Raw genomic sequence first — 25,723 nt, forward strand, 5'->3', positions numbered from 1 at the left:
CCTCCCATGCATGCCCTCTCCCTCTCTCACGTCGCCTACGCCTGGCCCGACGGCCGGCCGGTCTTCTCCGATCTGACGTTCACCGTCCCCGCTGGCCTGTCCGCGCTCGTGGGCCGCAACGGCATCGGCAAGTCCACCCTGGTGCGGCTCGCGCTCGGCGAGCTCACGCCCGCCTCCGGCACCGTGACCCGGGCGGGCGCGATCGCCCACGTGCCTCAGGACCTCACGCTCGACACCGGCGCGACCATCGCGCGCGTGCTCGGCGTCGAGGACAGGCTCGTCGCGCTGCGCGCGATCGAGTCCGGCTCGACCGACCCCGCCCACTACGACGCCCTCGCCGACGACTGGACGGTCGAGGAGCGCGCCACCGCGGTGCTCGCGTCGCTCGGCCTCCGGCTCAGCCTCGACCGCACCGTCGGCGGGATGAGCGGCGGCGAGGCGGTGCTGCTCGCCGTCGGTGCGGCGCTGCTGGCGCGACCCGACCTGCTCGTGCTCGACGAGCCCACCAACAACCTCGATGCGGACGCCCGCGAGCTGCTCGCCGCGCGCCTCGCGGCGCGCGAGGGGGCCACGCTCGTGGTGAGCCACGACAGGACGCTGCTCGAGGCGGTCGACCGCATCGGCGAGCTGCGCGAGCGGGAGGACCGCACCACCGAGCTCGTGTGGTTCGGCGGCGCGCTCGCGGAGTTCGAGGAGGCGCAGGAGCTCGAGCGCGAGTCGGCGCGCCGGGCCGTCACCACCGCGGAGGCCGACGTCGCGCGCCGCGCCCGCGAGCTCGACGCGCACGTGACGTCGGCGGGTCGCAAGGCGCGGCGCGGCGAGAAGGCCCGCGCCGACCGCCGCGTGGTCGGCCTCGCGGCGGACGCGAAGCGCGGTCAGGCGGAACGCACCGACGCGCGCGTGCGGGCCATCCACCAGGGACGGCTCGCCGACGCGCGCGACCGGCTCGCCGCGGCCCGTGACGCGATCCCACGCGACCGCACCATCCGCGTCGACCTGCCCGGCACCGAGGTGCCCGGCAGGCGGCTCGTGCTGGAGGCGTCCGGGCTGACCACGCGCACGGGCGCGGTGCTGGACGCGGTGGTGCGCGGGCCTGAGCGCATCCATCTCGCCGGCGGCAACGGCGCGGGCAAGACCACGCTCGTCGCGACCCTGCTCGGCGAGCTCGATGCCGTCGATGGGGAGGCGCGGGTGGCGGTTCCGGTGGGTGTGCTGCGGCAGCGCCTCGACGCGCTCGACGATGCGGTGTCCGTCGTGGAGAACGTGCGCCGGCGGGCGCCCGCGGCCGCCGAGCAGGAGGTGCGCGACAGCCTGGGCCGGTTCCGCCTGCGCGGGGCCGCCGCCGAGGCGCCGGTCGGCACCCTGTCGGGAGGCGAGCGGTTCCGCGCCGCGCTCGCGTGCGTGCTGCTCGCCCGGCCCGAGCCGCAGCTGCTCGTGCTCGACGAGCCCACCAACAGCCTCGACCTCGACTCGCAGGCCCAGCTGGTGGAGGCGCTCGCGGGCTACCGGGGCGCGCTCCTGGTCATCAGCCACGACCGCGCCTTCGTCGACGCGCTCGCGCCCACCCGCGAGTGGACGGTGACGGCCGACGGCGGGGAGGTGGAGGACCGCCCGCTGTAGCCGCCCGCGCCCGCGCCCGCGCCCCGCCCGCGCCCGCGCCCCCGACCCGACCGCCCGCTTCCCACACGCCGGATGCAGATCGCCGTGCTCGACTCGGGCTTTGCGACGGGAAGTGCAGAGGGTGAACGTTCACACCTCGGTGCTGGTGTGGAGAGAGGTCACGGCGCGGATGGGGTTCGGGGCTCACGCCCCGGCGGCGTCGAGCTCCTCGAGCTGGGCCGCGGTGAGCTCGACGTCGATCGCCTCGGCGCACTCGAGGTACTGATCCCACGTGCGCGCCCCGACGAGCGGGATCACGGTGGGCGCCTCGCGCGACAGCAGCCACGCGAGCGCCACCTGGTTCCCGGTCGCGCCGGTCGTGGCGGCGACGCGGTCGAGCGCCGCGAGCCGCACGTCGGCGTCCGGGCCGAGGTAGGGGTGCATGCCCCAGAACGATGCGTCGCGACGCTCGGTCGCGGAGAACAGCCCCTTGAGCACGGGCGAGTACGCGACGAGCTGCAGGTCGGGATGGCTGCCCAGGTAGTCGAGGTGCTCGACGCCCACGATGCTGCGCGCCGAGACTCCCGCCCGGGGCCGCAGGTAGGCGTGCTGCTCCTGGAAGGCGACCGGCTGCGGCCACCCGTTGGCGTCGCACGTCGCGCGGATCTGCGCGAGCCGCCACGCGGGCGCGTTGGACCAGCCGTAGCCGCCGATCAGGCCGGCGTCGATGGCGCTCGCGAGGAAGCCGAGCGTCTCCTCGAGCGGCGTCGCACGGTCGTCGACGTGCACGTAGTACAGGTCGATGCGGTCGAGCCCGAGGCGGCCGAGCGAGGCGGCGAGCGAGTCCCGCAGCGTGTCCGCGGACGCGCCGACGAACCGCTGGCGCGCGAGGGTCCAGTCCGCGACACCGTCGACGAAGACCCCGTCCACCGAGGCGAGCATGCCCGAGCCCTTGGTGGCGAGGTGCACGCTCGCGCGCGCGCCGGAGTCCGCGATCCACCGTCCGAGCAGCGACTCCGAGTGGCCGCCGAGCGAGCCCTCGTCCTCCCACCAGCAGTAGCAGTCGGCCGTGTCGATGAGTCCGGGCACGGCGGAGCCGTCGGGAGCGGCGAAGCGCGGCACCACCTCGGTGACGAAGTGGTCGAGGATGCGCCGCGACTCGTCCTCGGGGGTGCGGGTGCCCATGATCATCGCGCCCACCGCGAGCGGCGCGAGGTACGTGTCCGTGAGGCCGAGCCGCCGCGCGGCCAGGGGTGCGGGTCCTTCGCTCATGCCTCGACGCTACGGCCCTGCGCGCGGCGGCGCGCGGTGGGACGATGCCCGGGTGGGGTCGGCGCAGGCCCCCGGGGAGGCGCGTGATGAGGTACCTGCTGCTCGTGTGCACGGAGGAGCTCGTGGACCCGGCCGAGCCGCCGCCGGACGATGCGATCGACACCTGGGTGGCGACGCACGACGCGAGCGGTGCCCGGGTCTGGGGCGACCGGCTCGCCGACCCCGCCGAGTCGCGCGTGGTCCGCATCCGCGCCGGTGGCGCGTCGATCGAGCCGGGCCCGCTGCACGAGGCGCACCGTGCCATCGCGGGCCTCGACATCCTCGAGTGCGGCTCGCTCGACGAGGCCGTGGAGGTCGCCCTCGCGCACCCGATGGCGCGCGAGGGGGTGCTCGAGGTGAGGCCCTTCTACGACTGGGGCGCCGCGGGCTGACCCGCCCCGACCACCGGCGCATCCGCAAAGCGATTCAATAATTTGCACGTATTGCCATGCGAAGTTGTATTCATATAAAACTTTGAATACTCTTATCGCGTGGACCTGAACACGGTGCGTGAGCTCATCGCCGGTGGCGAGAGCATGAGCGTGGAGTTCAAGCGCGGTGCATCGGTGGGTCATCTCAACGATCGCGAGCTCGTGGAGGCCGTTGCCTGCCTCGCGAACGCGGAAGGTGGGACGCTGCTCATCGGGGTCGAGGACGACGGTCGTGTCACAGGTTGCGCGCCGCGTCACGGAGAGGTGACCGATCCCGCACGGGTCGAGGCGCTCGTGATCCACCAGACGGTTCCACCCCTGTCGGTCGAGTGCGAGGTCCATGTCGTCGATGGATCGGAGGTCGTGGTCGTCGCCGTCCCGAGTGCCGCCGGTGTCGTGGGTACCGCGGCGGGTCGATTCCAGAGGCGCGGGCTCCGGCTTGACGGCAAGCCTGAGTGTCGCGCCATGAGCCCGGCGGAGATCCTGTCGAGCACCTACTCCTTCGGAACGCTGGACTTCGCGACCACCGTCGCGTCCGGGGCACGGTTCGACGACCTCGATCCGGACGCCTTCGATCGCTACCGCTCAAGCGTGGCGACCAGCCGGGGGGATGCCGTCCTCGCCGGCCTTCCAGATGCCGAGCTCCTGCAATCGCTCGCCCTGGGGTTCCCACAGCCTGACGGCACGTGGCGCATCACCTTCGGCGCGATCCTCCTGTTCGGAACGGCACATGCGATCCGGCGGTACGTGCCGAACCACGAGGTGCTGATCCAGGTGTTGGACGGCACCGAGCTGCGCGTGAACGAGAGCGTCGTCGCGCCCCTCCTTGAGTGCGCGCAGCGGGCATACGAGCGCATGCAGGCTTCGCTGACGGAGGACGAGGTCCAGTGGGGTCTCATTCGGGTCAAGCTGCCGCTCGTTCCCGCGGATGCGCTCCGCGAGGCGATCGCGAACGCGCTCGTCCACCGTGACTTCACCGCGCGAGGGCCGGTCAGGATCACCCTGACCAAGGAGCTCCTCACCGTGTCGAGCCCTGGGGGCCTTCCCCCAGGGATGTCGTTGGCGAACCTCGTGGACCAGTCGATGCCCCGCAGCCCGATGCTGGCGGATGCACTGAAGCGGGCAGGCCTCGTCGAGCGCAGCGGCCGTGGAGTGGCGCGCATGATCGAGGCGGCGCTCCGTGTGGGGCGATCTGAGCCGTCGTTCGCGCGCACGACGGACGCGATGGTCGTCGCCGACTTCCCGCTCGGCCGCGCAGACCTCGACCTGGTGCGCTTCCTCTTGGGGGATGAGGGCAGGCCGGGACCCCCGCTCTCGCTGACTGCGCTGCGCATCGTGGCGGAGGTCCGTTCGGTCGGCTCGGCGACCGTTGGGGAGATCTCGGGCGCAATCGGCGTCCCTGGGGCATCGCTGCGACCGACACTGACCTCGCTCGTGGAGTCGGGTGTCCTCGAGCTGCGGGGAGCTGGTCGTGGTCGCCGCTATCACCTCGCGTCCGCGTTCTACCGTCACTCGGAACAGCGCGCGGCGTACATCCGGGTGCGCGGAACAGATCCCATGCAGCAGGAGCAGATGGTCGTGCGTTGGATCGAGGAGTATGGATCGATCTCGCGCGGAGAGGCCGCCGACCTCTGCTTGATCACCGGCCAGCAGGCGACCACCTTGCTCCAGCGGCTTCGCGACGAGGGTCGGATCGAGATGACGGGCGAGCGGCGTACCGCGCGCTACGTGCTCGTCGGTGGCGACCCGGGATAGGCGGTCGCGGGCCACGAGCCCGTTAGCCTGGCCGTATGCCCTCACTGCTCGTCCTCGGCGGAACCGCCTGGCTCGGTCGCGAGACCGCGGCGCAGGCCGTGGCGCGCGGCTGGGAGGTGACCTGCCTCGCGCGCGGGACGTCCGGCATCGTCGCCCCGGGAGCCGACCTCGTCATGGCGGACCGGGACGGCCCCGACGCCTACGCCGAGGTCGCCGACCGCGACTGGGACGCCGTCGTCGAGGTGAGCTGGCAGCCGCGTCACGTGCGCGAGGCCGCCCAGGCGATCGCGGGCCGCGCGCTCCACTGGACGTACGTCAGCTCCGTGGCGGCCTACGCGCCGACGCGCACGGTCATCGCGGAGGACGCGCCGCTGCGTGAGCCCGTCGAGGTGGACGCCGTCGTGGACGGCTCACGGTACGACGCCGCGAAGGTGCGGTGCGAGCTCGACACGGTCGCGGCTCACGGCGACGCGCTGCTGCTGCGCGCCGGCGTCATCGTCGGCCCCGGCGACCCGACGGAGCGGTTCGCGTACTGGCCCCGCCGGGCCGCGCTCGCGGGACAGGGCCCCATGCTCGTGCCCGCGCCGCCCGCGCACCCCCTCCAGGTCATCGACGTGCGCGACCTGGTCGCGTGGAACCTCCACGCCATCGAGGCGGGCGTGACGGGCGCCGTCAACGTGGTCGGCGAGCAGCGCGAGGGGTTCGAGCTGATCGAGCTGATCCGCGAGGTGGCCGGCGCGCACGGCCCGCTCGTGCGGCCCGACGCCGACTGGCTGCTCGCGCGCGGCGTGCGCACGTGGAAGGGCCCCGACTCGCTGCCGCTGTGGGTGCCCGACGACGGCGCCCCGGCCCGCACCGGGTACCACTCGGGCGCGCGGTTCCTCGCGACGGGCGGCGTGCGCCGCCCGCTCATCGAGACCGTGCGGGACGTGCTGGCCGAGGAGCGCGCCCTCGGCGTCGACCGGCCCGGCCTCGCGGGGCTCGACCGCGCCAGGGAGCTGGAGCTGATCGCCGCGTACGAGGCGACCACGGTCTGACCGGCCGCTACGACTCCTCGCCGGCCACCGCATCGTCCACGATGCGCACGGCGCCGGTCGCCGGCGAGCGCTTGTCGCGACCCAGGTACAGGAAGCGCGAGCCGGCGGCCGGGAGGAAGCGCTGGTCGGGCGAGAACAGCCGGAAGGCGCCGGACGCGTCGACCGCGCCGATGGGCACGGACCCGGCCTCCGCGCCGAACCGGCGGATGAGCTCGCGCACGCCGTACTGCTTGGTCAGGCGCGTCGCGTGGATGCGCCAGCCGTCGGCGACGTGCGCGTCGAGCGTCGCGAGGTCGCTGCGGCCGTCGAACGCGTAGGAGGCGCGCCGCTCGAACGTGAGGGCGCGCTTCTCGCCCGTGCCCTCGCCGGGCGAGAGCTGGAACGAGCGGTGGAAGCCGTACTCGGTGCCGAGGCTGCGCGCGACGAGGGCGTTGTAGTAGTCGTTGTCCGTCGCGGCGAGGACGTGGCTGACGCCGGCCTCGGCGAGGGTCTCGTCGGCATGCTCGGACAGCACCTCGCCGAAGTAGGTGCGGACGCCGGCCATGCGGGCCGGCTGGAGGCTCTGGTAACGGCCGTCCGCGACGGTGACCTGGACGTCGAGGCGCCGCAGCGCCTCCGCGAGCTCGAGCCCGAAGCGCGACGCGCCCACGATGAGCAGCCCGTTGTGCGCGCCCGTGGTCAGCCCGAGCCGGCGCGCGAGCGGCGCGAGCGTGAACCCGTGCGCGATCACGGTGACGATGATGACGAGGAAGATCGTCGGCACCAGCCGGGCACCGTCGGGGTAGCCGGCCTCCACCATGGACGGGCCGAACGTGCCCGCGGTCGCCGCCGCGACGATGCCGCGCGGCGCGATCCAGCCCAGCAGGATGCGGTCGGGCTTGGGCACGTCGGAGCGGAGGGTGACGAGCGCGATGGTGAGTGGGCGCACCACGAACATGAGCACGAGCACGAACACGGCGATGCGCCAGTCGAGCTCGCGGAGGTCGTCGGCCGTGAGCGTCGCCGGGATGATGATGAACAGCGAGCTCACGAGCACGACCGTGAGGCCCTCCTTGAAGTGGAGGAGCTCGTCGCGCTCGGCGAGCCGCATGTTGCCCAGGACCAGGCCCATCGCGGTGACGGCCAGCAGGCCGGTCTCGTCCTGGAGGTGGTTGCCCAGGCCCGCGACGAGCAGCACCGCGACGAGCAGCAGGGGCGACTTGAGGTGACCCGGCACCCACCCGCGGCGGAAGGACACGCCCACGAGCGCGCCGATCGCCGCGCCCATGCCGCCGCCGACGAGGATCGCGAAGAACAGCCCGCGCAGGATCGACCCGACGCCGCCCTCGGACAGCGCGAACACCTCGTACGTGAGGAACGCGAGGGTGACGGCGGTGGGGTCGTTGACGATCCCCTCCCACTTGAGCAGCGCGGCCGAGTCGCGGCGCAGCCCCGCCGAGCGCAGCAGGGGCGCGATGACCGTCGGGCCCGTCACCACGAGGATCGCGCCGGCGACGAGGGCGACGGGCCAGTCGAAGCCGCCGATCCAGTGGGCCACGCCCGCGGTCAGCAGCATCGCGACGGGCGGGCCCGGGATCGTGAGGCGGCGGATGCCCTTGCCGACGCGGCGGAACTCGGCGAACCGCAGGCTCATGCCGCCCTCGAAGAGGATGACGGCGACGCCGAGGCCGATGAGCTCGGACAGCTCCGAGGGTGCGAGGTTCACCGTCACGAGCCCGGAGATGGGGCCCAGCGCCAGCCCGACCGCGATGAGGACGACGATCGCGGGGATCTTCAGCCGCGCGGCGACGAGCTGCGAGGCGAGGCCGGCGACGAGCACCAGCACGAGCGAGGTGGCGAGGGTCACGGTCCGAGACTACGGCCCACGCGTCGCGCCGGCGGGGAGGCTCAGTCCCAGAACCCCTGGTGCGGGAGGGCCGCCTCGTCCTCGAGCACGGGCCCGGTCACGGCGATGTCGCGCGACCCCGCTCCCAGGACCTCGCGGCACGGGAGCGCGAGCGTGGGGTTCTCCTCGTGGGCGCCGGTCATCGCGTACAGGCCCGTCTCGGACAGCCCGTAGACCACGGCGCCGATGCCCGCCCAGTAGATCGCGCCCGAGCACATCGCGCACGGCTCGCAGCTGGTGACGAGGGTGCACGCGGCGAGCTCATCGGGGTCGAGCTGGTTGCTCGCGAGGCGCACGAGGTTGGTCTCCGCGTGGCCGGTCGCGTCGCGGTGGGTGACCACCGTGTTCTCCGCCTCGAGGACGATGCGCCCCTCGGCATCGACGAGCACCGCGCCGAACGGGTGGTTGCCGTGGTCGCGCGCGGCCTGGGACACCGCGATCGCGCGGCGCAGGTGGGGGAGGTGGTCCATGGCGTCAGCCTAGGCTGGGACCCGTACCCAGCGAAGGAGCCACCATGACCCTGCCCGCCATCACCCGCGCCGCCGACGGCGCGCCCGCCGTCGACTTCGCCGGCGCCGAGAAGCCCGAGGGGCTCGTCGTCGAGGTCCTCGAGGCCGGCGACGGCGCCGTGGTCGCCGAGGGCCAGCACATCACCGTCCACTACAGCGGCTGGCTGTGGAACGGCGGCAAGTTCGACTCGTCGTGGGACCGCGGCGACACGATCTCGTTCCGGATCGCGTACGGCTCGCTCATCGACGGCTGGGTCGACGGCATCGTCGGCCAGCCCGTCGGCTCGAAGCTGCTGCTCGTCGTGCCGCCGGAGTCCGGCTACGGCTACCAGAACATGGGGCCCATCCCCGCGGGCTCGACGCTCGTCTTCGCGGTCGACGTCCTCGACGCGCGCTAGCCTCCCGCCCGCGTTCGCTCCGCACGGCTCTCTCCGCGGCACGCCGCTGGCAGGGGCACGATGCCCCGGTCGCCTCGGCGTGTCGCCTTCCGAACCGTGCGGAGCGCGCTGGGGGTCGCGCGATGCCTGGTGCGCGCCTCGTTCCTGTTGCGGGGCGACCCGCGCGGGACGAGGGTGAGGGGATGGAGCCCGCCGGCGCATCGACCGCGCCGAAGCTGTTCGTCACCGCGCTGCACACGCTCGCGGTCGCCGTCGCGCTCGCCTTCCTGTCGCGCGGGGTCGAGGACTGGTTCGGCGGGGCGCTGCCCGTCGCGGACCCGCTGCGGCGCTGGCTGGTGGGGATCCTGGCCGTCCTCTACCTGCTGCGGCTCGTGTTCACCGAGTTCGTCATCGTCGAGCGGCCGCTCGACTGGTCCGACGCGCTGTCGGTGGGGCCGTGGGTGGTGTTCCTCCAGCTCACGATGGCGTACTTCGGCGGCACCACCGAGGCGCCCGTCGACTGGGTGGTGTGGGCGGGCGTGCTCCTCTACGTGACGGGCTCGTGGCTGGGCACGTGGTCGGACCTCCAGCGGAGGCGCTTCCAGCACGACCCGCGCCACGCCGGCGAGCTCTACACGGGCGGGCTGTTCTCGATCGTGATGCACCCGAACTACCTGGGGGAGACGGTGCTGTTCGCGGGCTTCGCGTGCGTGGCCGGCGGCTGGTGGCCGCTGCTGGCCGCCGCCGCGGTCGGCGTGAGCCTCGCGTTCGGCACCATCCCGCACGTCGACGCGCGGCTCGAGGACCGCTACGGCGACCGCTTCCGGGCGTACGCGTGGCGCACCAAGCGCCTCGTGCCGTTCCTGTGGTGAACGCGCCGGCTCAGGGTCGCGCGGCCCCCAGGTAGGCGAGCACCGCGAGCACGCGGCGGTGGTCGTCGGGGGCGGGCAGCAGGCGCAGCTTCGCGAAGATCGCGGTCACGTGCTTCTCGACCGCGCCGGCGCTCAGCACCAGCGCCTCCTGGATCCCCGCGTTGGAGCGGCCCTCGGCCATGAGCGTGAGCACCTCGCGCTCGCGGGGGGTGAGCGCGGCGAGCGGGTCGCGGCGGCGGGCGACGAGCAGCGCCGCCAGCTCCGGGTCGAGCACGGTGCCGCCGGCGGCCACGGTGTCGAGCGCGCGGGCGAACGCCCGCATGTCCGTCACGCGGTCCTTGAGGAGGTAGCCCACGCCGCCCTCGCCGTCGGCCAGCAGGTCCTCGGCGTACGCGCGCTCGGTGTGCTGCGACAGCAGCAGGCACGGCAGTCCCGGGATCTCGCGGCGCAGGTCGAGGCAGGCGACCAGGCCGTCGTCGGCGCCGTGCGGCGGCATCCGGATGTCGGACAGCACGAGGTCGGGGCGCTCGCCGCGCACCGTGTGGAGCAGCTCGGTGGCGCTGCCGACGGCCGCGAGAACCTCGTGCCCCATCTCGGTGACGAGACGGGCGAGGCCCTCGCGGAGCAGCGCGCTGTCGTCGGCGAGGACGATGCGCATCGGGGCTCCTATCCGACCGGCACCCGGGCGGTGAGGATGGTTCCGCCGGCCGGCGCATCGGCCACCGCGAGCGTACCGCCGGCGCCGGCGACGCGATCGGCGAGCCCCGCGAGGCCGTGGCCCTTGGCGAGGTGGGCGCCGCCCCGGCCGTCGTCGGTCACTACGACGAGCAGGTGGTCGCCGTCCATCGCGATGCCGACGGTGGCCGCCGAGGCTTCCGCGTGCTTGGCGACGTTCGCCAGCGCCTCGGACACGACGAAGTAGGCGGCGGTCTCGACGGCCACGCCCAGGCCCTCGGGGATGTCGGCCTCGACCGCGACCGGCACGGTCGAGCGCTCGGCGAGGGACTCGACGGCGGCGAGCAGGCCGCGCTCGGCGAGCATGGGCGGTGCGAAGCCGCGGGTCATCGCGCGCAGCTCGGCAAGCGTCTCGGCGGCCTGGCCGCGGATCTCCGCGAGCGCGGCGCGGGCCGCCTCGGGGTCGGTGTCGAGCTGGCGCTCGGCGCGCTCGGCGTCCATCTGGAGGCGGATGAGCCGCTGCTGCGGGCCGTCGTGGAGGTCGCGCTCGATGCGGCGCAGCGCGGAGGACTCGGCCGCGGCGGCCGCGCCCCGGGCGTGCTCCAGGCGCTCCACCTCGGCGCGCAGGCGGCGCTCCTCGCTCGCGCCCAGCAGGCCGCGGCCGATCGCGAGGTGGAGCAGGGCGAGGCCGCGGACCACGACGGGCAGGCAGGCGAGCGCGAGGAGGCCGATGACGGTGTGGCCCAGCGGGGACGTCAGCCAGGGCAGGGTGCCGCCGGCGGGCAGGTCGTCCGCGTCGGCGAACGCCTCCCAGATCCATGCGGTCGAGCCCACGAACGCCACCGACGCCCACGCCACGGTGATGCTCCACGACGCGACGGCGACGGGGAACACCACGAGGGCGTGGAGCACGTCGAGCCACATCTGGCCGTCGCGGAGGGGGTGGAAGAACCTGCGGAAGCGGCTCGCGTCCCGGTCGGGGCGCGTGTAGATGCCGATCACGGGGCCGCGGCCGAGCGCGCCCAGCCGCAGGCGCTCGAAGTCGGCGAGCCCGCGCGCGGCCCACAGGGTCGCGACGCCGAGCGGCACGCCGACCCAGACGATGACCAGGCTGATGCTGGTCATCAGCAGCGTGAGGACGGCGGTGAAGGCGACGGTCGCGAGGGGCAGCAGCGGCAGCAGGTAGCCGAGGTCGCGGCCCATCTGGATGATCTGCTGGACCAGCCAGGGGCGGTCGTGGGGGGCGGGGGTGTCCATGGCTCCATTCCACCGTCGGTCGGCGTCTCGCGCCGCGGGGCTGGCCGCCCGATCGGGGTGGGGGTAACCCCCGTTCCGCCCGCCGGGGGGCGTCCGGCGGGCGTCAGGCGATCCCGTACGCAGCGTAGACGGCCGCGGCGGCGAGGGCGGTCGCGGCGCCCGCCCAGGCGCGCTCGGCGCCAGCGCCCCGCATGCGCGCGGTCAGCACGACCAGGAGGGCCGCGCCCGCCGCGAGCTGCGTCCACCAGTACGCGGCCGGCGTGGTGTCCGCGATGCGGGTGAGCCCGTGCGCCGCCTCGCCGATGGCGATCCCCGGCAGCAGCCCGGCGGCGGCGCCCGCGACCCAGGCCGGCGCGTCCGCCCGCCCGCGCAGCACCCACGTCGCCGCCCCCATGGCCGCGCCGAGCACGAGCCCGGCGGTGCACCACAGGACGACGTAGCCCGCGCTCGCGCCGAAGCCGCGCGCGAGCGCCGTGCCGTAGTAGCCCGCCATCGCGAGCGGGCCGGCGAGCGCGCCGAGGGTGACCGCGCCCCGCAGCCGGGGCGCCGCGAGCGAGGCAGCGGCGGCGAGCGCCACCACGGGCGTGCCCGAGTTCACGAGCGGGTGCAGGCCGGGCGGCGCAAACGTCTGGCCGTACGAGATCGCGACGCCCGCGCCGAGGCAGCCGATGATCGCCAGCAGGGCGCGCGTGCGGGGTGTCACCCCTGGAGGCTAGCCGCTGGCCGGGCCTCGGGCCGGCTGTCGGGCCGTCGCGCCATCGCGCCGCGCGGAGCTGGGCGTCCCGGATCCGCGGTTGCCCTTGCGCGCCTCGCCGGGCGGGGTTAACGTACAACCAAATGGTTGCAGAACTTGACCTGTCGGACGCCGAGGTGGACCGGATCTTCCGGGCCCTGGCGGACGCGACGCGCCGCGACATCGTCGAGCGCGTCCTCACCGGGGAGCAGTCCGTCAGCGCTCTCGCGGATCGCTACGACATGTCCTTCGCGGCCGTGCAGAAGCACGTCGCGGTGCTCGAGAGGGCGGGACTCGTGACCAAGCAGAACCGCGGGCGGGAGCGCCTCGTCCGCGGCAACCCCGACGCCATCCGCAGGGTCCAGGCCCTGCTCGACCGGTACGAGCGCCTGTGGCGCGCCCGCATCGACCGGCTCGACGCGCTGCTCGCCGAGCCCCCGCACCCGTCCCCGTCAGCTCCCGAACAGGAGTGAGCCATGCCCATCACGTCCGTCACCAAGGATCCCGAGGCCCTCACCATGACGGTGACCGCCGACTTCGCGGTCCCGCTCCAGCGCCTCTGGGATGCCTACGCCGACCCCCGCCAGCTCGAGCGATTCTGGGGTCCGCCGACCTATCCGGCCACCTTCTACCGCCACGACATGGCCGCCGGCGGCCGCTCGCGGTACGAGATGCGCGGACCGGACGGCGACGTCTCGGGCGGCTTCTGGGAGTTCCTCGCCGTCGACGCGCCCCGCTCGTTCGAGGTGATCGACGGCTTCGCGCTCCCCGACGGCACGCCCAACCCCGACATGCCCACCATGCGCATGACCTTCGCCTTCTCCGAGACGCCCGACGGCTCCCGCCTGGTCACCACCACCTTCTTCAACTCCGCCGAGGAGCTCGAGCAGCTGGTCGGCATGGGCATGGAGGAGGGCATGCGTCAGGCCATGGGCCAGATCGACGACATCCTCGCCGACCTCGAGGCCTTCGCCGCGGGCAGGGGCACCGTCACGCAGCTCCTGTCGGACACCCAGGTGCGCGTCTCCCGCGTCATCCGCGGCTCCGTCGAGCAGGTGTGGCGGGCTCATCACGAGCCCGACCTCATGAGGCGCTGGCTGCTCGGCCCCGACGGCTGGACCATGCCGGTGTGCGAGATCGCGGTCGAGGTGGGCGACCGCTACCGCTACGAGTGGGCGCCCGAGGAAGGCGGCCGCGCGGAGGGCCAGCAGGCCTTCGGCTTCGAGGGCGAGCTCGTCGAGACCGTCCCCGGCGTCCGCGAGGTCACCACCGAGCTCATGATCGGGATGCCTGGGCCGGGCACCACCAACGCGCTCACCCTCACCCCGCGCGAGGACGGCACGACCCTGCTCAGCCTGCTCATCACCTACCCGAGCATCGAGCTGCGGGACATGGTCCTCGCCACCGGGATGACCGACGGCATGGAGATCAGCTACGCGCGGCTCGAGTCCGAGCTCGTGAGCGCCTGACGCCGCGCCACCACCACGACGGCGCCGAGCTCCTCGTCCCGCTCGACGGCCGCCTCGAGGCCCTCATCCACCGCCGCGCTCGCGGTCAGGTCGACGAGGGCCTCGCTCGTCTCCACGATCGCGACGCCGCCCGGCCGCAGCAGCCGGGACGATGCGCGCAGCACCTCGCGTTGCAGGCTCGCCCCGTCGGGGCCTCCGTCCAGCGCGCGGGTGGGCTCGTGGTCGCGCGCCTCACGCGGCATCAGCGCGATCTGACCGGTCGGGACGTACGGCGGGCAGGTGGTCACGACGTCGACGGTGCCGTCGAGATGGCGCAGCGCGGCGTCCACGTCGGACACCAGGCACGATGCGCCCAGCGGGGCGAGCGTGCGGCTCGCCAGGGCGACGGCGGCGGGGTCGACGTCCGCGGCGATCGCTGTCAGGTCAGGTCGCGCGTGGGCGACGGCGGCCGCGATGGCGCCGGCGCCGCAGCACAGGTCCACCACGGTCCCCCCGCGCGGCGCCGCCGCGATCGCGAGCCGCGCGACCAGCTCGGTGCGCCGCCGCGGCACGAACACCCCCGGCGCCACCGGGATCCGCAGCCCCGCGAACGCGGCCCAGCCCACCACCGTCTCCAGCGGCTCGCCCGCGACCCGTCGCGCGACGAGCGCCTCGAGCCCGCCCGCGTCGCCCGCCGCCGCGTCGATCAGCAGCGCCGCCTCCTCCTCCGCGAACACACAGCCCGCCGCCCGCAGCCGGGCCACCACCGCATCGTCCATGGGGCGCACGCTACCCGCGCCATCCGTGCGCGGGAGGCGCACACTGGGACGCATGGACCCGGACCAGCTCGACCCCGCGGGCGAGGGGCGCGTCCTCTCGCCCGACGACGGGGACTATCTGCGCTTCGAGCGCACCGTCGCGCAGCCGCCCGCCGAGGTGTGGGCCGCGCTCACCGACCCCGAGCGCAATGCGCTCTGGTCGTTCCGCACCGCGTTCGAGCCGCGCGAGGGCGGCGCCGTCACGATGGCGGGCGGCGGCACCGGGGAGGTGCTCGCGTGGGTCGAGCCCCACGCCCTCGAGTACGCGTTCGACGGCCCGGGCGGCCGCTGGCAGGTGCGGATCGCGATCGCCGAGCTCGGCGACGGGGCGCTCGTCACGTTCGACCACGTCGCGCCCGACCCGCAGAGCCCGGACATCGCGGCCGGCTGGCACTGGCACCTCGGCCGCCTCGAGACCCACCTCGCGGGAGGCGAGCCCGCGCCGGTCGACTCGGACGCCCACTTCGAGGAGCTCCAGCGCCTGTACGCGCACGCCGAGGGCTGAGTCAGTCCAGCCGGGCGCGGGCGAACGCGCGCACCGAGGCCCACGCGGCGAGCGCGGCGAACGCGACGGCCAGCGCGAGCGACGCGGGACCGATGGTCGCAGCCTCCGCGGCGCCGCCCGCGCCCGCCCACATCGCGGGCGCGATGAACGGCACCCACGCGCCGACGCCGAGCATCGCGAGGATCTGGCTCGCCGCGGTGACCGCGATGATCGCGCCGGCGGCGCCGAGGTAGCCCCGGAGGCGCACCGCGACCCACGCGAAGCCGAGCGCGAGCGCGGCCATGAGGAGCCCCGCGACCCACACGCGGACCAGCTGTGCGACGACGGCGCCGGTGAAGGAGCCGTCGGCGATCGCGCCCAGGCCCGCCGCGGTGAGCAGCATCGCGAGCGTGAGGCAGGCCGCGGCCCATGCGCCCACGACCAGCAGCTTCGCCCGCGCGATCTCCGCGCGGGACACGGGAAGCGCGAACAGCGACCCGAGCGTGCGGTCGACCCACTCGCGACCCACGAGCCACGCGACCGCGAAGCCGACGCCGATGAGCGCGACGACCGACACGACCTGCCCGGAGAGCGCGGCGACAGCCTCGCCGACGGTGCCCTCGCGGTAGGGGGCGAGCTTCGCGGCGGACGGCCCGGCCGCGTCGGCGCTGCGAGCGATCATCACCATCCCCACGGACATGAGCGGCGGGAAGGCGATGAGCAGGACGGTCGCGAGGCGCGCGGTGAGCGAGCGCGCGAACGTCGCGACCTGGAGGGCGAGGGCGGTCCTCATGCGTGGGCCTCCTGTCGGGCGAGGGCGGCGTGGCGGTGGTCCTCGTCCCAGCGGCGCACCACGTCGAAGAAGCGTCGCTCGAGGTCGGCCTGCCCGGGCTCGAGCGCGCCGACCACGCGGCCGGCGTGGATCACGGTGATGCGGTGCGCGATCCGCGACACCTCGTCGAGGTGGTGGCTGGACACGAGCACGCCCGCACCGCGGGCGGCTGCCTCGAGGATCACGTCGCGCAGCAGCAGGACGCCCGCCGGGTCGAGCGCGTTGGTCGGCTCGTCGAGGACGAGCAGGTCGGGCCGGTGTGCGGCCACGCACGCGAGCCCGAGGCGCTGACGGTTGCCCAGCGACAGCCCGCGTGCGCGCCGTCCCGCCCACGGCTCGAGCTCGAGCCGTGCGATCCAGGACGATGCTGCGGTCGCCGCCGCGCCCCGGTCCAGGCCGTGCAGGCGCGCCGCGAGCACGATGTTGTCGCGCACCGTGAGCTCGGGGTAGCCGAACGGCTGCTCGATCGAGAGGCCCAGCCGCGCCAGTCTGCCGGGGCTCGCGTGCGCGAAGGGCTCGCCGAAGAGGCGGACCTCGCCGGCGTCGAGCGCGGTCTGCCCGACGATGGCCTTCATCGCGGTGGTCTTGCCGGCACCGTTGAGCCCGATGATCGCGTGGATCTCGCCGGGCTCGACCGTGAGGCTCAGCCCGTCGAGCGCGCGCACGCCGCCGTAGACGCGCACGGCGCCCGCGAGCTCGAGCGCGGTCACGGCGTCGCTCCCGCGAAGGCCGGGACGGGTGCGCCCGCGAGGGACGGCACGACGGTGGTGATCGCATCGGTGACCAGCTCGCCGAGGGTGCGCGGCGAGCCCGCGACCGCCCAGTCGAGCAGCGCGGCGGTGAGGGCGGCGAGGCACGCCGCCGCGGCGATGCGCGTCGCGCCCTCGTCGCCGGCGGGTGCGGCGGCCTCGACGATGGCGCGCTCGGTCGCGGCGGTGTTGGCGGCCATGCCGGCCTGCAGCTCGGGCACGCTCGCGGCGATCGCGATCCCGCGGCGCGTGCTCGCCGTGGGCTCCTGGTCGAGCAGCGGCACGAGCGACAGCATGCCGCGCGCGACGCGCTCGATCGGCGCGAGCGCCGCGGGCTGGGCCGCGACCGCGTGGGCGATGACGGGGTCGAACGGGTCGTCGAGCAGCACCCGCTCCTTGGTGGGGAAGTGGCGGAAGAACGTCATGTGGCTGACGCCGGCGGCGGCCGCGATCTGCTCGACCGTGACCGCGCGGTAGCCGCGCTGCTCGAACAGGTCGAGCGCGGCCGACTGGAGACGGGCCCGGGTGGCCTCGGCGCGTGTGGTCATGGTCTTAGTGTTAGTCACTAACATCTGGTTCGCAAGGGGTGGCGGCGATATCGTCGCCGGATGAGCGATTACCAGGTGCTGGAGATGGGCGGCCTCGACGGGTGGCGCGGCCACCACGGCGGATTCCGCCCGACGACGCTGCGCGACGGGCGCCGCGTCGTGGACCACGAGCTGGCGATGCAGTACATCGGCATGACCGCCAACGCGTTCGTCCCGGGCGAGGAGGCGGGCTACTGGCACACGCACTCCGAGATCGAGGAGCTCTACGTGTTCCTCGCGGGCCGCGGCCAGATGGCGCTCGACGACGAGATCGTGGACGTAGGCCCCGGCACCGCGGTGCGCGTGGGCCAGGGCGTCTGGCGGACGTGGCGATGCCTGCCGGACAGCGCCGAGGGGCTCCAGTGGTTCTGCATCCGCGCGGGCGGCGGCGAGCTGCCGCACCTGCCCGACGACGCGACGCGCGACGAGGGCCGCCCCTCGCCGTGGTGACGAGGAGCGGTCCGCACCGCGTGACCGTGCCGCGCGACCCCGCCGCGTGACCGTGCCCCACACGCGAGGCCGGGATTGGGCCGGCTTCGCTGCAACTCGCGCGGCGAACCGCGACCAGGGGGCGTGGAGTTGCAGATCTCGTGTGGGGCACGGTCGGGCGGGCGCTGCTCAGGCCGGCAGCAGCGCCCCGGGCGCCGCGTCGCCGACGGGAGCCCCGTCGGGGCTGGTGCGGCGCGGCGGCAGGAACGTCGCGACGATCGTGGTGACCGCGAGGATCGCGGCGCCCCACAGCACGGCTGTCTGCGCCGCGTCCGTGTAGCCGGTCGGGGTGAGCTGGCCGCCCGCGCCCGTGAAGATCGCCGTCAGCACCGCGATGCCGAGCGCGACGCCGATCTCCCGCACGGTCGCGTTGGTGCCGGAGGCCTTGGCGTGGTCCTCGTCCCGCATGTGGGCGAGCACCGCTGTCGCGAGGGGCGCGAACACGAGCCCCATCCCCACGCCGCAGGCGACGAAGCCGGGCACGAGCATCCAGTAGTCGACCGCCGGGTCGAGCTGCAGCCCGATCCACGCGAGGCCGAGCGCCTGCGCCGCGACGCCCGCGGTGACGAGCGTCCGCGTGCCGAGGCGCGGCTCGAGCAGGCCCGTGAGCGGCGCGACGAACAGCGGCGCCATGGTCCACGGCATGGTCATCGCGCCCGCCTCGAGCGGGGTCTTGCCCTGCACCACCTGCATGAACTGGATGAGGATGAACACGGAGCCGAAGATGCCGACGGAGAACATCACGCCCACCGCGTTCGCCACGGAGAACGAGCGGTCGCGGAACAGCCGCATCGGCAGCAGGGCCGCGTCGCGGCGGCGGTGCTCCCAGCCCAGGAACGCGACCAGCAGGACCGCCCCTCCCACGAGCCCGGCGAGCACCTGAGGCGAGGTCCACCCCGCATCGTTGCCGCGCACGATGCCGAACACCAGGCCGAACACCGCGGTCATGCCGAGCGCCAGCCCGACCAGGTCGAGCCGCGCGGCGGCGCCGCGGGTCTCGGTCAGGAACGCGCGGACCAGGATGATCGCGACGACGCCCACCGGGACGTTCAGCCAGAAGATCGCGTGCCAGGTCAGCCCCTCGACCACGGCCCCGCCGATGAGCGGCCCGACGGCGACGCCCAGGCCGGCGACGCCTCCCCAGATGCCGATCGCGAGCGGGCGCATCTTGGCGGGGACGTTCGTGGACAGGATCGCGAGCGACAGCGGCATGAGCGCCGCGCCGCCGATGCCCTGGAGCACGCGGGCCGCGATGAGCGCCTCGGCGCTGGGGGCGAGCGCGCACAGGATCGACGCGAAGGTGAACAGCGCGATGCCGCCCGTGAAGACGCGGCGGCGTCCGAAGCGGTCGCCGAGCGCGACCGCCATGAGGATCATGCTCGCGAACGCGAGCGAGTAGCCGTTGATGAACCACTGCAGCTGCTCGAGCGAGGCGTCGAGGTCCGTCGCGAGGACGGGCAGCGCGTTGGTGACGACGAGGTTGTCGAGGCTCGCCATGAAGGCGGGGATGGACACCGCGAGGATCACGAGTCCCAGCGGCGTCCGGCGTGCGGTCGATGACATGTTCCCTCCCCGGAACGATGCGGTTGGCATGTGAGTAATCAATTGATTACTACACGTCGACACGCTAGTAATCGCTTGATAACATGTCAACATGAGCGTCACAGAAACCCGTCTGACCAGCGATGACAGGCGCGAGCAGGTCCTCGCGGCCGCGACCGTGGTGTTCGGCGAGAAGGGCTACGCGGGCGGCACGACCGACGCGATCGCGAAGCGGGCGGGGATCTCCCAGGCCTACGTGGTCCGCATGTTCGGATCGAAGGAGAACCTGTTCCTCGAGACATCGCGGCGCGCGACGGGACGTCTGACGGACCGCTATCGCGAGGTGATCGCGGGCTTCACGGGCGACGAGACGTTCGAGGACAAGCAGGGCGCGCTGGGGCCCGCGTACGCCGAGCTGGTGTCGGACCGCGGCACGCTGCTCACGCTGCTGCACCTGTTCGGGCTGGGCGCCGACCCGGTGTTCGGCCCCGCGGCGCGCGAGTGCTTCATCAGCGTCTACCGCCTGGTGCGCGAGGAGGCCGGGTTCAGCGCCGAGCAGTCCGTCGAGTTCTTCGCGCACGGCATGCTCATGACGATCTTGCTCGCGCTGCGCATGCCCGACTCCACCGATCCGGCAGGGCTCGAGCTGTTCCAGGCCGCGATGGGGCCGATGTGCGAGGCGATCCTCGCGAACTTCGCGGACGTGGCGGTCGCGAGCGCCTGACGCGTCGCTTCGGGCTCAGGCCGGCGCCGCCTCCTCGACGGGGGCCAGCGGCAGCGCGATCCGCACCGTCGTCCCGGCGCCCTCGGTCGAGTCCACGGCCAGCGTGCCCCCGTGTACCGAGACGATCGCGGCGGTGATCGCGAGGCCCAGGCCCGAGCCGCCCGTCGCGCGGGTGCGCGAGTGGTCCCCTCGCACGAACCTCTCGGTCGCGCGCGCGGCCACCTCGGGCGACATCCCGGGGCCGTCGTCCTCGACGGCGACGGTGCCCGTCGCATCGTCCCGGCGGACGCGGACCGTCACGTGGCTGCCGCCGTGGACCGCGGCGTTGGTGACGACGTTGATGACGGCCTGGCGCAGGCGGTCCGGGTCGCCCGCGATGGTGACCGGCTCGGGCGCGTCGAGCGTGAAGCTCACGCCCTCGCGCGCGGCCGTGGCGTCGCCCACGACCTCGGAGCACAGGTGCGCGAGGTCGAGGCGGATGGGGGTGAGCTGCGGCTCGGCGTCGTAGCGCGCGAGCTCGAGCATGTCCTCGACGAGGCGGCGCATGCGACCGGCCTCGGCCTCGGTGCGACGCCACGCGTCGGCCACGTCCTCGTCGCGCGCGAGCGCGCCGCGACGGTACAGCTCGGCGTAGCCGAGGACCGTGGTGAGCGGGGTGCGGAGCTCGTGCGACGCGTCGGCGACGAACTCGCGCAGCCGGGCCTCGGAGCGCTCGCGCTCGTCGAGCGCGTCGGTGAGGGTGTCGACCATCTGGTTGAGGGACGCGGCGAGCTCGGCGGACTCGGACCCCCGGCCCGCGCCCTCGAGCCTCACGTCCAGGTCGCCGTCGGCGATCCGGGCGGACGCGTCGACCATGCGTCGCATGGGGGCGATGCCCAGGCGGAGCACCCACCAGCCGACGGCGGACAGGCCGCCCAGCACCACGACCAGGCCCACCAGCTCGATCACCATGAGCCGGTGCGTCGCCTGATCCACGGAGTCGAGCGACAGCGCGGTCACGTCCGTGCCGATGCTGGTGGCGCGCAGCAGCACGCGGAAGCCGGCGTCGTCGCCGTCCGACGACGGCACGCTGATGTAGACGGACCCGGAGCTCGGCAGCGCGCTCACGGGGATCTCGGGCTGCGCGTCGGAGGCGCCCTCGACGTTGGGCGAGTAGATCACGCCGAGCCGGCCGGTCGTGTCGACCAGGGCGCGCCACACGTCGGACGGCCGCGACGTGTTGTCGGCGTCGCCGTCGTTGGTGGAGAGGGCGGGCTGGTGCCGCGTCGTATCGATCGGTCCCGACGAGGAGGCGAGGCGCTGGTCGAGCTGCGTGAGCAGGAACGAGTGGGTCACGAGCGTGACCACGATCGCGACCGCGACGACCGCCGCGGCGATGGTGCCCAGTCCGATGAGGAGTCGTGCGCGGAGTGTCAGCCCGTCGGGCCGCGTCACGGGAGCCTCAGCGTGTAGCCCACGCCGCGGATCGTGTGGATGAGCTTGGGGTCGACCGTGTCGACCTTGCGGCGCACGTAGCCGATGTACGTCTCGACCACGCCCGGGTCGTCGTCGCGCGAGTAGCCCCACACGCCCTCGAGCAGCTGGCCGCGCGACAGCACGCGACCGGTGTTCTGCATGAGGTGGCGCAGCAGGTTGTACTCCGTCGGGGACAGCTGGATCTCCTCGCCGCCGCGCGTGACGCGGTGGGAGACGTCGTCGAGCTCGAGGTCCGCCACCCGGTAGGTGTCGGAGGCGCTCGGCGCGTGCTCGACGCGGCGCGAGACCGCCTCGACGCGAGCGACCAGCTCGTCGAGGTTGAACGGCTTCTGCAGGTAGTCGTCTCCGCCGATGGTGAGGCCCTCGACCTTGTCCTTCGCGCTGTCGCGCGCGGTGAGGAAGATGATCGGGGTGCGGTCTCCCGACTCGCGCAGGCGGCGGCACACCCCGAAGCCGTCCAGGCCGGGCATCATCACGTCGAGCACGATGAGGTCGGGGCGCTGCTCGCGCACGGCCTTGAGGCCGGCCTGGCCGTCGGGCGCGTCGGAGACGTCGTAGCCCTCGTAGCGCAGGGCGGCGCAGAGCATCGTGCGGAGGTTGTCCTCGTCATCGATCACGAGGATGCGGCGTTCGGGCATGCGCCCAGTATTGCGGCCCAACCTCTGAATTGGCTGGGAGGCCACTGGGCGTGGGCCGTGACACCGGATGCCAGGGACCTCTGCCGGCCGTCTCAGGATTCTCTAAGGCGCCGCCGCTTGACTCGGGGGAAACCAAACCGCCCGGACGAGTGCCGGAGCCCCCCACGAGAGGACGCCATGCCCGTCTACGCCTTCATCGCCGCCAACCTCGCCGCGATCTCCATCCTGGTCTTCGGCCTGTACTTCCCGCGCCATCGCCGCCGCGACATGATCGTCGCGTTCCTCGCGATCAACATCGGCGTCATGGGCGTCACGTACGCGATGACGAACACCGACATGTCGCTCGGCTTCGGCCTCGGCATCTTCGGCGTCCTGTCGATCATCCGCCTGCGCTCCACCGAGATGGACCACGCCGAGATCGCCTACTACTTCACCGCGATCGCGCTGGGCCTGCTCGGCGGCTTCCCGGCGATGAGCCCGGCCATCAGCTTCACCCTGATGGCGGTGCTGCTCCTCGTCATCGCGGTCGGCGACAACCCGCGCCTGTTCCCCCGCACGCGTCACCAGCAGATGGTGCTCGACCAGGCGTTCCCGACCGAGGAGGGCGCCGCCCACCACCTCGCCGGGCTGCTCGGCGCGGACGTCCACCGCGCGACCATCCGCAAGGTCGACCTGGTCAACGAGACCACCGTCGTGGATGTGCGGTACACGCTCGTTCCCGAGCTCCAGGCGCCTCCGGCGGGGGACGATGCGGCGCTCGCCGTGCCGTCCGAGCCCGCCTTCGTCGCGGGCGCCGCGCGATGAGCGCGTGGGAGGCGCGGCGCGACGCGCTGCCCACCGTGTCGCTCGCCGAGCTCGAGGCCGAGGCTGCGTTGCTCACGCGGGTCGACCGCAAGTACATCGTCTCGCCCGCCCTGTGGGCCGCCGCGATGGGCGCGGTCGACGGCGTGCGCGCCCTCGAGATCGACGGCTCCCGCGCCTTCGCCTACGCGTCGGTCTACTACGACACCCCCGGGCTCGACTCGTACCGGGCGGCCGCACGCCGCCGGCCCGCGCGCTACAAGGTCCGCACCCGCGAGTACCTCGACACCGGAGGTCGCGCGATCGAGGTCAAGCTGCGCAGCGTGCGCGGCGAGACCGTCAAGCACCGCGAGTTCATCGCCGACGAGGTCGCCCGCGGGCGCCGCCTCGACGGCACCGCCCGCGCGTTCGTCGCGACCTTCCCCGAGGTCGCGGGGGCGGTGGACGCGCTCACGCCGGTCCTCGAGACCCGGTACGCGCGCTCCACGCTCGTCGCCGACGGCGCCCGCGTCACCATCGACGACGGCGTCACCGCCACCGACGTCGAGGGCGCGGTCGCCGGCTTCGGGGCGGCGCTCATCGTCGAGACGAAGTCCACCCTGCGCGCCGGTGCCGTCGACCGCGCCCTGTGGGCACGCGGCATCCGTCCGGCCCGCGTGTCCAAGTACTGCACCACCCTCGCCGCGCTGCAGCCCGAGCTTCCGTCGAACCGATGGAACCGGACGCTGCGCCGGCACCTCACCACCGACCCGGCCCTCGCGGCCTGAGAGAGGCGATCCCCATGCGCAAGCCCGCCACCATCTTCGCCGGAGTGCTCACCGGCGCCCTGCTGCTCGCCGGATGCTCGACCGGCACGGCGACCAACTCGGACGTCAGCACGACCGAGCAGGCCGAGGAGACGACCACGTCGACCTCGACCTCGACCACGACCTCCGCGACCGCCACCGAGCTCACCGAGGCGACCTACGAGGACCTCGACGTCAAGGACGTCGACACCGCCTTCGACGCGTCCGGCGCGGTCGCGATCACCCTGTCCGACTCCGGCTCGACCGGCGGCGACGGCGTGAGCGTCGACGGCGACACCGTCACCATCACCCAGGGCGGCACCTACACGATCTCCGGCACGCTGTCCGCGGGCAAGCTCGTCGTGGACGCCGGCGACGAGGACGTGAACATCGTGCTCGACGGCGTCGACATCACCTCGCCCGACACCGCGGCGATCGACATCGAGAACGCCGACGAGGTGGTGATCCGCCTCGCCGACGGCTCGATCAACACGCTCTCCGACGCGGCGGACGCCACGGCGTCGGACGAGTCCGACGTGCCCAACGCGACCCTGTACTCGACCGCCGACCTGTGGCTCGCCGGCGACGGCTCGCTCACCGTGAACGCGGTCGCCGAGGACGGCATCGCCTCGAAGGACGGTCTCGTCATCGAGTCGGGCACGTACGACGTGACCGCCGCCGACGACGGCATCCGCGGCAAGGACCTCCTGGTGATCCAGGACGGTGACATCACGGTCGACGCGCAGGGCGACGGCCTCAAGTCCACCAACGAGTCGCTCGACGAGGACACCGCTGTGGGCGTCGTGTGGATCTCCGGCGGCACCTTCGACATCACGTCGGGCGTCGACGGCATCGACGCGGCCAACCAGGTCACGATCGAGGGCGGCACGCTCGCGATCGCGGCCGGCGACGACGGCATCACCACCGACGGCGTCCTCCACGTCTCGGACGGCACCATCGACATCTCGACGTCCTACGAGGGCCTCGAGGGAGGCATCATCCGCCTCTCGGGCGGCACCGGCACCATCCGGTCGAGCGACGACGGCATGAACGTCTCGAGCGGCTCCTCGAGCGCCTCCTCGAGCGGGGACGATGCGACGGGCGGCGGGCAGATGCCCGGCGGCGACATGCCGAGCGGCCAGATGCCGCAGGGCGGCCCCGGAGGCTCGGCCGACTCCTCGTCGACCGCGTCCTCGACCTCCACCTCCACCGACGCGTCGGTGAGCGCGGCCGCGTACTCGACCGACGCATCGTCCACCGACGGCACCGACGCGACCACCGTCGCCGGCGGTCCCGGCGGCGGCATGGGCGGCGGCATGGGCGGCGGCATGGGCGGCGGCATGGACCAGGTCGCGGAGGGGCGCTCCCTCGAGATCTCCGGCGGCACCTGGTACGTGGACGCGGACGGCGACGGCCTCGACTCGAACGGCACCGCCACCATGACAGGCGGCACCGTGGTGGTCGACGGCCCCACCAACAACGGCAACGGCGCGCTCGACGTCAACGGGGACTTCACGGTCTCGGGCGGCACGCTCGCGGCGTCGGGCGCATCCGGGATGCTCGTGTCGCCCACCGGCGACGGGCAGGGCGTGCTCACCATCACGTTCCAGTCGGCGATCGCGGCCGGCACCCCCATCACCGTGACCGACGCCGACGGCACCCAGGTGGCGACGTTCACCACCGGCAAGATCTCGCAGTCGCTCGTGCTGTCGAGCGACGCGATCGTCTCGGGCGAGACCTACACGGTCACCACGGGCGCGACGGTGTCGGGCGACGCGGTCGCGGGCGGCCTGGTGGTCGGCGACGGCGCGAGCGGCGGCGACGAGCTCGGCACGGTGACCGCCTCCTGATCGCGCCGCGCCCCGACCGTCCCCCACACGCATTCTGCAGCTGCGACCGACTTGGTCGA

27 protein-coding genes are annotated in these 25,723 nt (G+C 73.7%); 14 read left to right on the plus strand and 13 right to left on the minus strand.

The window, feature by feature from the left end; genetic code table 11:
* The first annotated feature begins 6 nt into the window (after positions 1-6).
* Positions 7-1,620, plus strand: a complete 1,614-nt coding sequence (locus AOM04_RS03490; protein ID WP_062462444.1) for an ABC-F family ATP-binding cassette domain-containing protein — start codon at positions 7-9, stop codon at positions 1,618-1,620.
* 183 nt (positions 1,621-1,803) lie between these two features.
* On the opposite strand, the gene AOM04_RS03495 is transcribed toward AOM04_RS03490, so the two are convergent.
* On the minus strand, positions 1,804-2,871 hold the full coding sequence (locus tag AOM04_RS03495) for an aldo/keto reductase (RefSeq protein ID WP_062462447.1): 1,068 nt from the start codon (positions 2,869-2,871) through the stop codon (positions 1,804-1,806).
* 86 nt (positions 2,872-2,957) lie between these two features.
* Between AOM04_RS03495 and AOM04_RS03500 the strand changes: the two genes are divergently transcribed.
* The 3 genes from AOM04_RS03500 to AOM04_RS03510 all read left to right on the plus strand — a co-directional run bounded on the left by AOM04_RS03500 (position 2,958) and on the right by AOM04_RS03510 (position 6,133).
* Positions 2,958-3,302, plus strand: a complete 345-nt coding sequence (locus AOM04_RS03500; RefSeq protein WP_062462450.1) for a YciI family protein — start codon at positions 2,958-2,960, stop codon at positions 3,300-3,302.
* Positions 3,303-3,401: 99 nt separating this feature from the next.
* Entirely contained in the window at positions 3,402-5,096 is a 1,695-nt protein-coding gene (locus tag AOM04_RS03505) for an RNA-binding domain-containing protein (protein WP_062462452.1), read from the plus strand.
* A gap of 35 nt (positions 5,097-5,131) precedes the next feature.
* Positions 5,132-6,133, plus strand: a complete 1,002-nt coding sequence (locus tag AOM04_RS03510; protein WP_062462455.1) for an NAD-dependent epimerase/dehydratase family protein — start codon at positions 5,132-5,134, stop codon at positions 6,131-6,133.
* A gap of 7 nt (positions 6,134-6,140) precedes the next feature.
* Here the strand turns inward: AOM04_RS03510 and AOM04_RS03515 are convergent, their stop codons facing one another.
* Together AOM04_RS03515 and AOM04_RS03520 are read right to left on the minus strand one after the other, a co-directional pair.
* Positions 6,141-7,979, minus strand: a complete 1,839-nt coding sequence (locus tag AOM04_RS03515) for a cation:proton antiporter (protein WP_062462458.1) — start codon at positions 7,977-7,979, stop codon at positions 6,141-6,143.
* A gap of 41 nt (positions 7,980-8,020) precedes the next feature.
* A complete protein-coding gene (locus tag AOM04_RS03520; protein WP_062462462.1) occupies positions 8,021-8,488 on the minus strand; it encodes a nucleoside deaminase in 468 nt (155 codons plus the stop codon).
* Positions 8,489-8,532: 44 nt separating this feature from the next.
* On the opposite strand from AOM04_RS03520, the gene AOM04_RS03525 reads away from it, so the two are divergent.
* Both AOM04_RS03525 and AOM04_RS03530 read left to right on the plus strand, forming a co-directional pair.
* A complete protein-coding gene (locus tag AOM04_RS03525) occupies positions 8,533-8,925 on the plus strand; it encodes an FKBP-type peptidyl-prolyl cis-trans isomerase (RefSeq protein ID WP_062462465.1) in 393 nt (130 codons plus the stop codon).
* 182 nt (positions 8,926-9,107) lie between these two features.
* Positions 9,108-9,776, plus strand: coding sequence for a methyltransferase family protein (locus AOM04_RS03530; RefSeq protein ID WP_062462468.1), 669 nt, complete (start codon positions 9,108-9,110; stop codon positions 9,774-9,776).
* 10 nt (positions 9,777-9,786) lie between these two features.
* On the opposite strand, the gene AOM04_RS03535 is transcribed toward AOM04_RS03530, so the two are convergent.
* From AOM04_RS03535 to AOM04_RS03545, 3 genes are all read right to left on the minus strand, one after another.
* Positions 9,787-10,434, minus strand: coding sequence for a response regulator transcription factor (locus tag AOM04_RS03535; RefSeq protein ID WP_062462471.1), 648 nt, complete (start codon positions 10,432-10,434; stop codon positions 9,787-9,789).
* 8 nt (positions 10,435-10,442) lie between these two features.
* Positions 10,443-11,708 carry a sensor histidine kinase gene (locus tag AOM04_RS03540; protein ID WP_062462474.1) on the minus strand — a complete coding sequence of 422 codons (1,266 nt, stop codon included), beginning with the start codon at positions 11,706-11,708 and terminating at the stop codon, positions 10,443-10,445.
* A gap of 103 nt (positions 11,709-11,811) precedes the next feature.
* Positions 11,812-12,411: a DUF6518 family protein gene (locus AOM04_RS03545; protein WP_062462479.1), complete on the minus strand. Its 600-nt coding sequence runs from the start codon at positions 12,409-12,411 to the stop codon at positions 11,812-11,814.
* 134 nt (positions 12,412-12,545) lie between these two features.
* Between AOM04_RS03545 and AOM04_RS03550 the strand changes: the two genes are divergently transcribed.
* Complete coding sequence (locus AOM04_RS03550; protein WP_062462482.1) at positions 12,546-12,914, plus strand: ArsR/SmtB family transcription factor; 369 nt, start codon at positions 12,546-12,548, stop codon at positions 12,912-12,914.
* 3 nt (positions 12,915-12,917) lie between these two features.
* Complete coding sequence (locus AOM04_RS03555; RefSeq protein ID WP_062462485.1) at positions 12,918-13,910, plus strand: SRPBCC family protein; 993 nt, start codon at positions 12,918-12,920, stop codon at positions 13,908-13,910.
* Here AOM04_RS03555 and AOM04_RS03560 read toward each other — a convergent pair.
* The gene (locus AOM04_RS03560) at positions 13,874-14,668 is read right to left on the minus strand and encodes a putative protein N(5)-glutamine methyltransferase (protein ID WP_062462488.1); all 795 of its coding nucleotides are present in this window, start codon (positions 14,666-14,668) and stop codon (positions 13,874-13,876) included. The genes AOM04_RS03555 and AOM04_RS03560 overlap by 37 nt on opposite strands.
* 52 nt (positions 14,669-14,720) lie before the next feature.
* Here AOM04_RS03560 and AOM04_RS03565 point away from each other — a divergent pair, with 52 nt between their 5' ends.
* Positions 14,721-15,212 carry an SRPBCC family protein gene (locus tag AOM04_RS03565; protein ID WP_062462491.1) on the plus strand — a complete coding sequence of 164 codons (492 nt, stop codon included), beginning with the start codon at positions 14,721-14,723 and terminating at the stop codon, positions 15,210-15,212.
* Between the two features lies 1 nt (position 15,213).
* Here AOM04_RS03565 and AOM04_RS03570 read toward each other — a convergent pair whose 3' ends face one another.
* From AOM04_RS03570 to AOM04_RS03580, 3 genes are read right to left on the minus strand one after another with little or no spacing between them, the layout of a single operon-like run.
* Positions 15,214-15,984, minus strand: coding sequence for an ABC transporter permease (locus tag AOM04_RS03570; protein ID WP_062462494.1), 771 nt, complete (start codon positions 15,982-15,984; stop codon positions 15,214-15,216).
* A complete protein-coding gene (locus AOM04_RS03575) occupies positions 15,981-16,733 on the minus strand; it encodes an ABC transporter ATP-binding protein (protein WP_062462497.1) in 753 nt (250 codons plus the stop codon). The genes AOM04_RS03570 and AOM04_RS03575 overlap by 4 nt, the downstream gene beginning before the upstream one ends.
* A complete protein-coding gene (locus AOM04_RS03580; protein WP_062462500.1) occupies positions 16,730-17,320 on the minus strand; it encodes a TetR/AcrR family transcriptional regulator in 591 nt (196 codons plus the stop codon). The genes AOM04_RS03575 and AOM04_RS03580 overlap by 4 nt, the downstream gene beginning before the upstream one ends.
* A gap of 60 nt (positions 17,321-17,380) precedes the next feature.
* Between AOM04_RS03580 and AOM04_RS03585 the strand changes: the two genes are divergently transcribed.
* Entirely contained in the window at positions 17,381-17,809 is a 429-nt protein-coding gene (locus tag AOM04_RS03585; RefSeq protein WP_062462504.1) for a cupin domain-containing protein, read from the plus strand.
* A gap of 168 nt (positions 17,810-17,977) precedes the next feature.
* On the opposite strand, the gene AOM04_RS03590 is transcribed toward AOM04_RS03585, so the two are convergent.
* Positions 17,978-19,411 carry a DHA2 family efflux MFS transporter permease subunit gene (locus AOM04_RS03590; RefSeq protein ID WP_228373605.1) on the minus strand — a complete coding sequence of 478 codons (1,434 nt, stop codon included), beginning with the start codon at positions 19,409-19,411 and terminating at the stop codon, positions 17,978-17,980.
* A 91-nt stretch (positions 19,412-19,502) separates the two neighbouring features.
* Here AOM04_RS03590 and AOM04_RS03595 point away from each other — a divergent pair, with 91 nt between their 5' ends.
* Positions 19,503-20,114 carry a TetR/AcrR family transcriptional regulator gene (locus AOM04_RS03595; RefSeq protein ID WP_062462510.1) on the plus strand — a complete coding sequence of 204 codons (612 nt, stop codon included), beginning with the start codon at positions 19,503-19,505 and terminating at the stop codon, positions 20,112-20,114.
* Between the two features lie 15 nt (positions 20,115-20,129).
* Here the strand turns inward: AOM04_RS03595 and AOM04_RS03600 are convergent, their stop codons facing one another.
* Together AOM04_RS03600 and AOM04_RS03605 are read right to left on the minus strand one after the other, a co-directional pair.
* Positions 20,130-21,548, minus strand: a complete 1,419-nt coding sequence (locus AOM04_RS03600) for a sensor histidine kinase (protein WP_062462512.1) — start codon at positions 21,546-21,548, stop codon at positions 20,130-20,132.
* Positions 21,545-22,228, minus strand: coding sequence for a response regulator transcription factor (locus AOM04_RS03605; protein WP_062462515.1), 684 nt, complete (start codon positions 22,226-22,228; stop codon positions 21,545-21,547). Before AOM04_RS03605 ends, AOM04_RS03600 begins: the two co-directional genes overlap by 4 nt.
* Positions 22,229-22,405: 177 nt before the next feature.
* Between AOM04_RS03605 and AOM04_RS03610 the strand changes: the two genes are divergently transcribed.
* Genes AOM04_RS03610 through AOM04_RS03620 form a run of 3 tightly spaced genes read left to right on the plus strand, consistent with a single transcriptional unit; the run spans position 22,406 to position 25,664 of the window.
* The gene (locus tag AOM04_RS03610) at positions 22,406-23,032 is read left to right on the plus strand and encodes a DUF4956 domain-containing protein (RefSeq protein ID WP_062462518.1); all 627 of its coding nucleotides are present in this window, start codon (positions 22,406-22,408) and stop codon (positions 23,030-23,032) included.
* Positions 23,029-23,796 carry a VTC domain-containing protein gene (locus tag AOM04_RS03615; protein WP_062462521.1) on the plus strand — a complete coding sequence of 256 codons (768 nt, stop codon included), beginning with the start codon at positions 23,029-23,031 and terminating at the stop codon, positions 23,794-23,796. Before AOM04_RS03610 ends, AOM04_RS03615 begins: the two co-directional genes overlap by 4 nt.
* Positions 23,797-23,810: 14 nt before the next feature.
* Complete coding sequence (locus AOM04_RS03620; protein ID WP_062462524.1) at positions 23,811-25,664, plus strand: carbohydrate-binding domain-containing protein; 1,854 nt, start codon at positions 23,811-23,813, stop codon at positions 25,662-25,664.
* Positions 25,665-25,723: the final 59 nt, after the last annotated feature.

The organism is Demequina soli, from assembly GCF_000971195.1.
GTDB classification, from domain to species: domain Bacteria; phylum Actinomycetota; class Actinomycetes; order Actinomycetales; family Demequinaceae; genus Demequina; species Demequina soli.

Coding starts and splice junctions, on each gene's coding strand:
- AOM04_RS03565 (WP_062462491.1), top strand. CDS start 14,721: ATGGACCCGGACCAGCTCGACCCCGCGGGCGAGGGGCGCGTCCTCTCG.
- AOM04_RS03560 (WP_062462488.1), bottom strand. CDS start 14,668: ATGGACGATGCGGTGGTGGCCCGGCTGCGGGCGGCGGGCTGTGTGTTC.
- AOM04_RS03615 (WP_062462521.1), top strand. CDS start 23,029: ATGAGCGCGTGGGAGGCGCGGCGCGACGCGCTGCCCACCGTGTCGCTC.
- AOM04_RS03590 (WP_228373605.1), bottom strand. CDS start 19,411: ATGTCATCGACCGCACGCCGGACGCCGCTGGGACTCGTGATCCTCGCG.
- AOM04_RS03550 (WP_062462482.1), top strand. CDS start 12,546: ATGGTTGCAGAACTTGACCTGTCGGACGCCGAGGTGGACCGGATCTTC.
- AOM04_RS03605 (WP_062462515.1), bottom strand. CDS start 22,228: ATGCCCGAACGCCGCATCCTCGTGATCGATGACGAGGACAACCTCCGC.
- AOM04_RS03520 (WP_062462462.1), bottom strand. CDS start 8,488: ATGGACCACCTCCCCCACCTGCGCCGCGCGATCGCGGTGTCCCAGGCC.
- AOM04_RS03490 (WP_062462444.1), top strand. CDS start 7: ATGCATGCCCTCTCCCTCTCTCACGTCGCCTACGCCTGGCCCGACGGC.
- AOM04_RS03540 (WP_062462474.1), bottom strand. CDS start 11,708: ATGGACACCCCCGCCCCCCACGACCGCCCCTGGCTGGTCCAGCAGATC.
- AOM04_RS03535 (WP_062462471.1), bottom strand. CDS start 10,434: ATGCGCATCGTCCTCGCCGACGACAGCGCGCTGCTCCGCGAGGGCCTC.
- AOM04_RS03500 (WP_062462450.1), top strand. CDS start 2,958: ATGAGGTACCTGCTGCTCGTGTGCACGGAGGAGCTCGTGGACCCGGCC.
- AOM04_RS03530 (WP_062462468.1), top strand. CDS start 9,108: ATGGAGCCCGCCGGCGCATCGACCGCGCCGAAGCTGTTCGTCACCGCG.
- AOM04_RS03610 (WP_062462518.1), top strand. CDS start 22,406: ATGCCCGTCTACGCCTTCATCGCCGCCAACCTCGCCGCGATCTCCATC.
- AOM04_RS03580 (WP_062462500.1), bottom strand. CDS start 17,320: ATGACCACACGCGCCGAGGCCACCCGGGCCCGTCTCCAGTCGGCCGCG.
- AOM04_RS03510 (WP_062462455.1), top strand. CDS start 5,132: ATGCCCTCACTGCTCGTCCTCGGCGGAACCGCCTGGCTCGGTCGCGAG.
- AOM04_RS03570 (WP_062462494.1), bottom strand. CDS start 15,984: ATGAGGACCGCCCTCGCCCTCCAGGTCGCGACGTTCGCGCGCTCGCTC.
- AOM04_RS03585 (WP_062462504.1), top strand. CDS start 17,381: ATGAGCGATTACCAGGTGCTGGAGATGGGCGGCCTCGACGGGTGGCGC.
- AOM04_RS03525 (WP_062462465.1), top strand. CDS start 8,533: ATGACCCTGCCCGCCATCACCCGCGCCGCCGACGGCGCGCCCGCCGTC.
- AOM04_RS03555 (WP_062462485.1), top strand. CDS start 12,918: ATGCCCATCACGTCCGTCACCAAGGATCCCGAGGCCCTCACCATGACG.
- AOM04_RS03620 (WP_062462524.1), top strand. CDS start 23,811: ATGCGCAAGCCCGCCACCATCTTCGCCGGAGTGCTCACCGGCGCCCTG.
- AOM04_RS03595 (WP_062462510.1), top strand. CDS start 19,503: ATGAGCGTCACAGAAACCCGTCTGACCAGCGATGACAGGCGCGAGCAG.
- AOM04_RS03495 (WP_062462447.1), bottom strand. CDS start 2,871: ATGAGCGAAGGACCCGCACCCCTGGCCGCGCGGCGGCTCGGCCTCACG.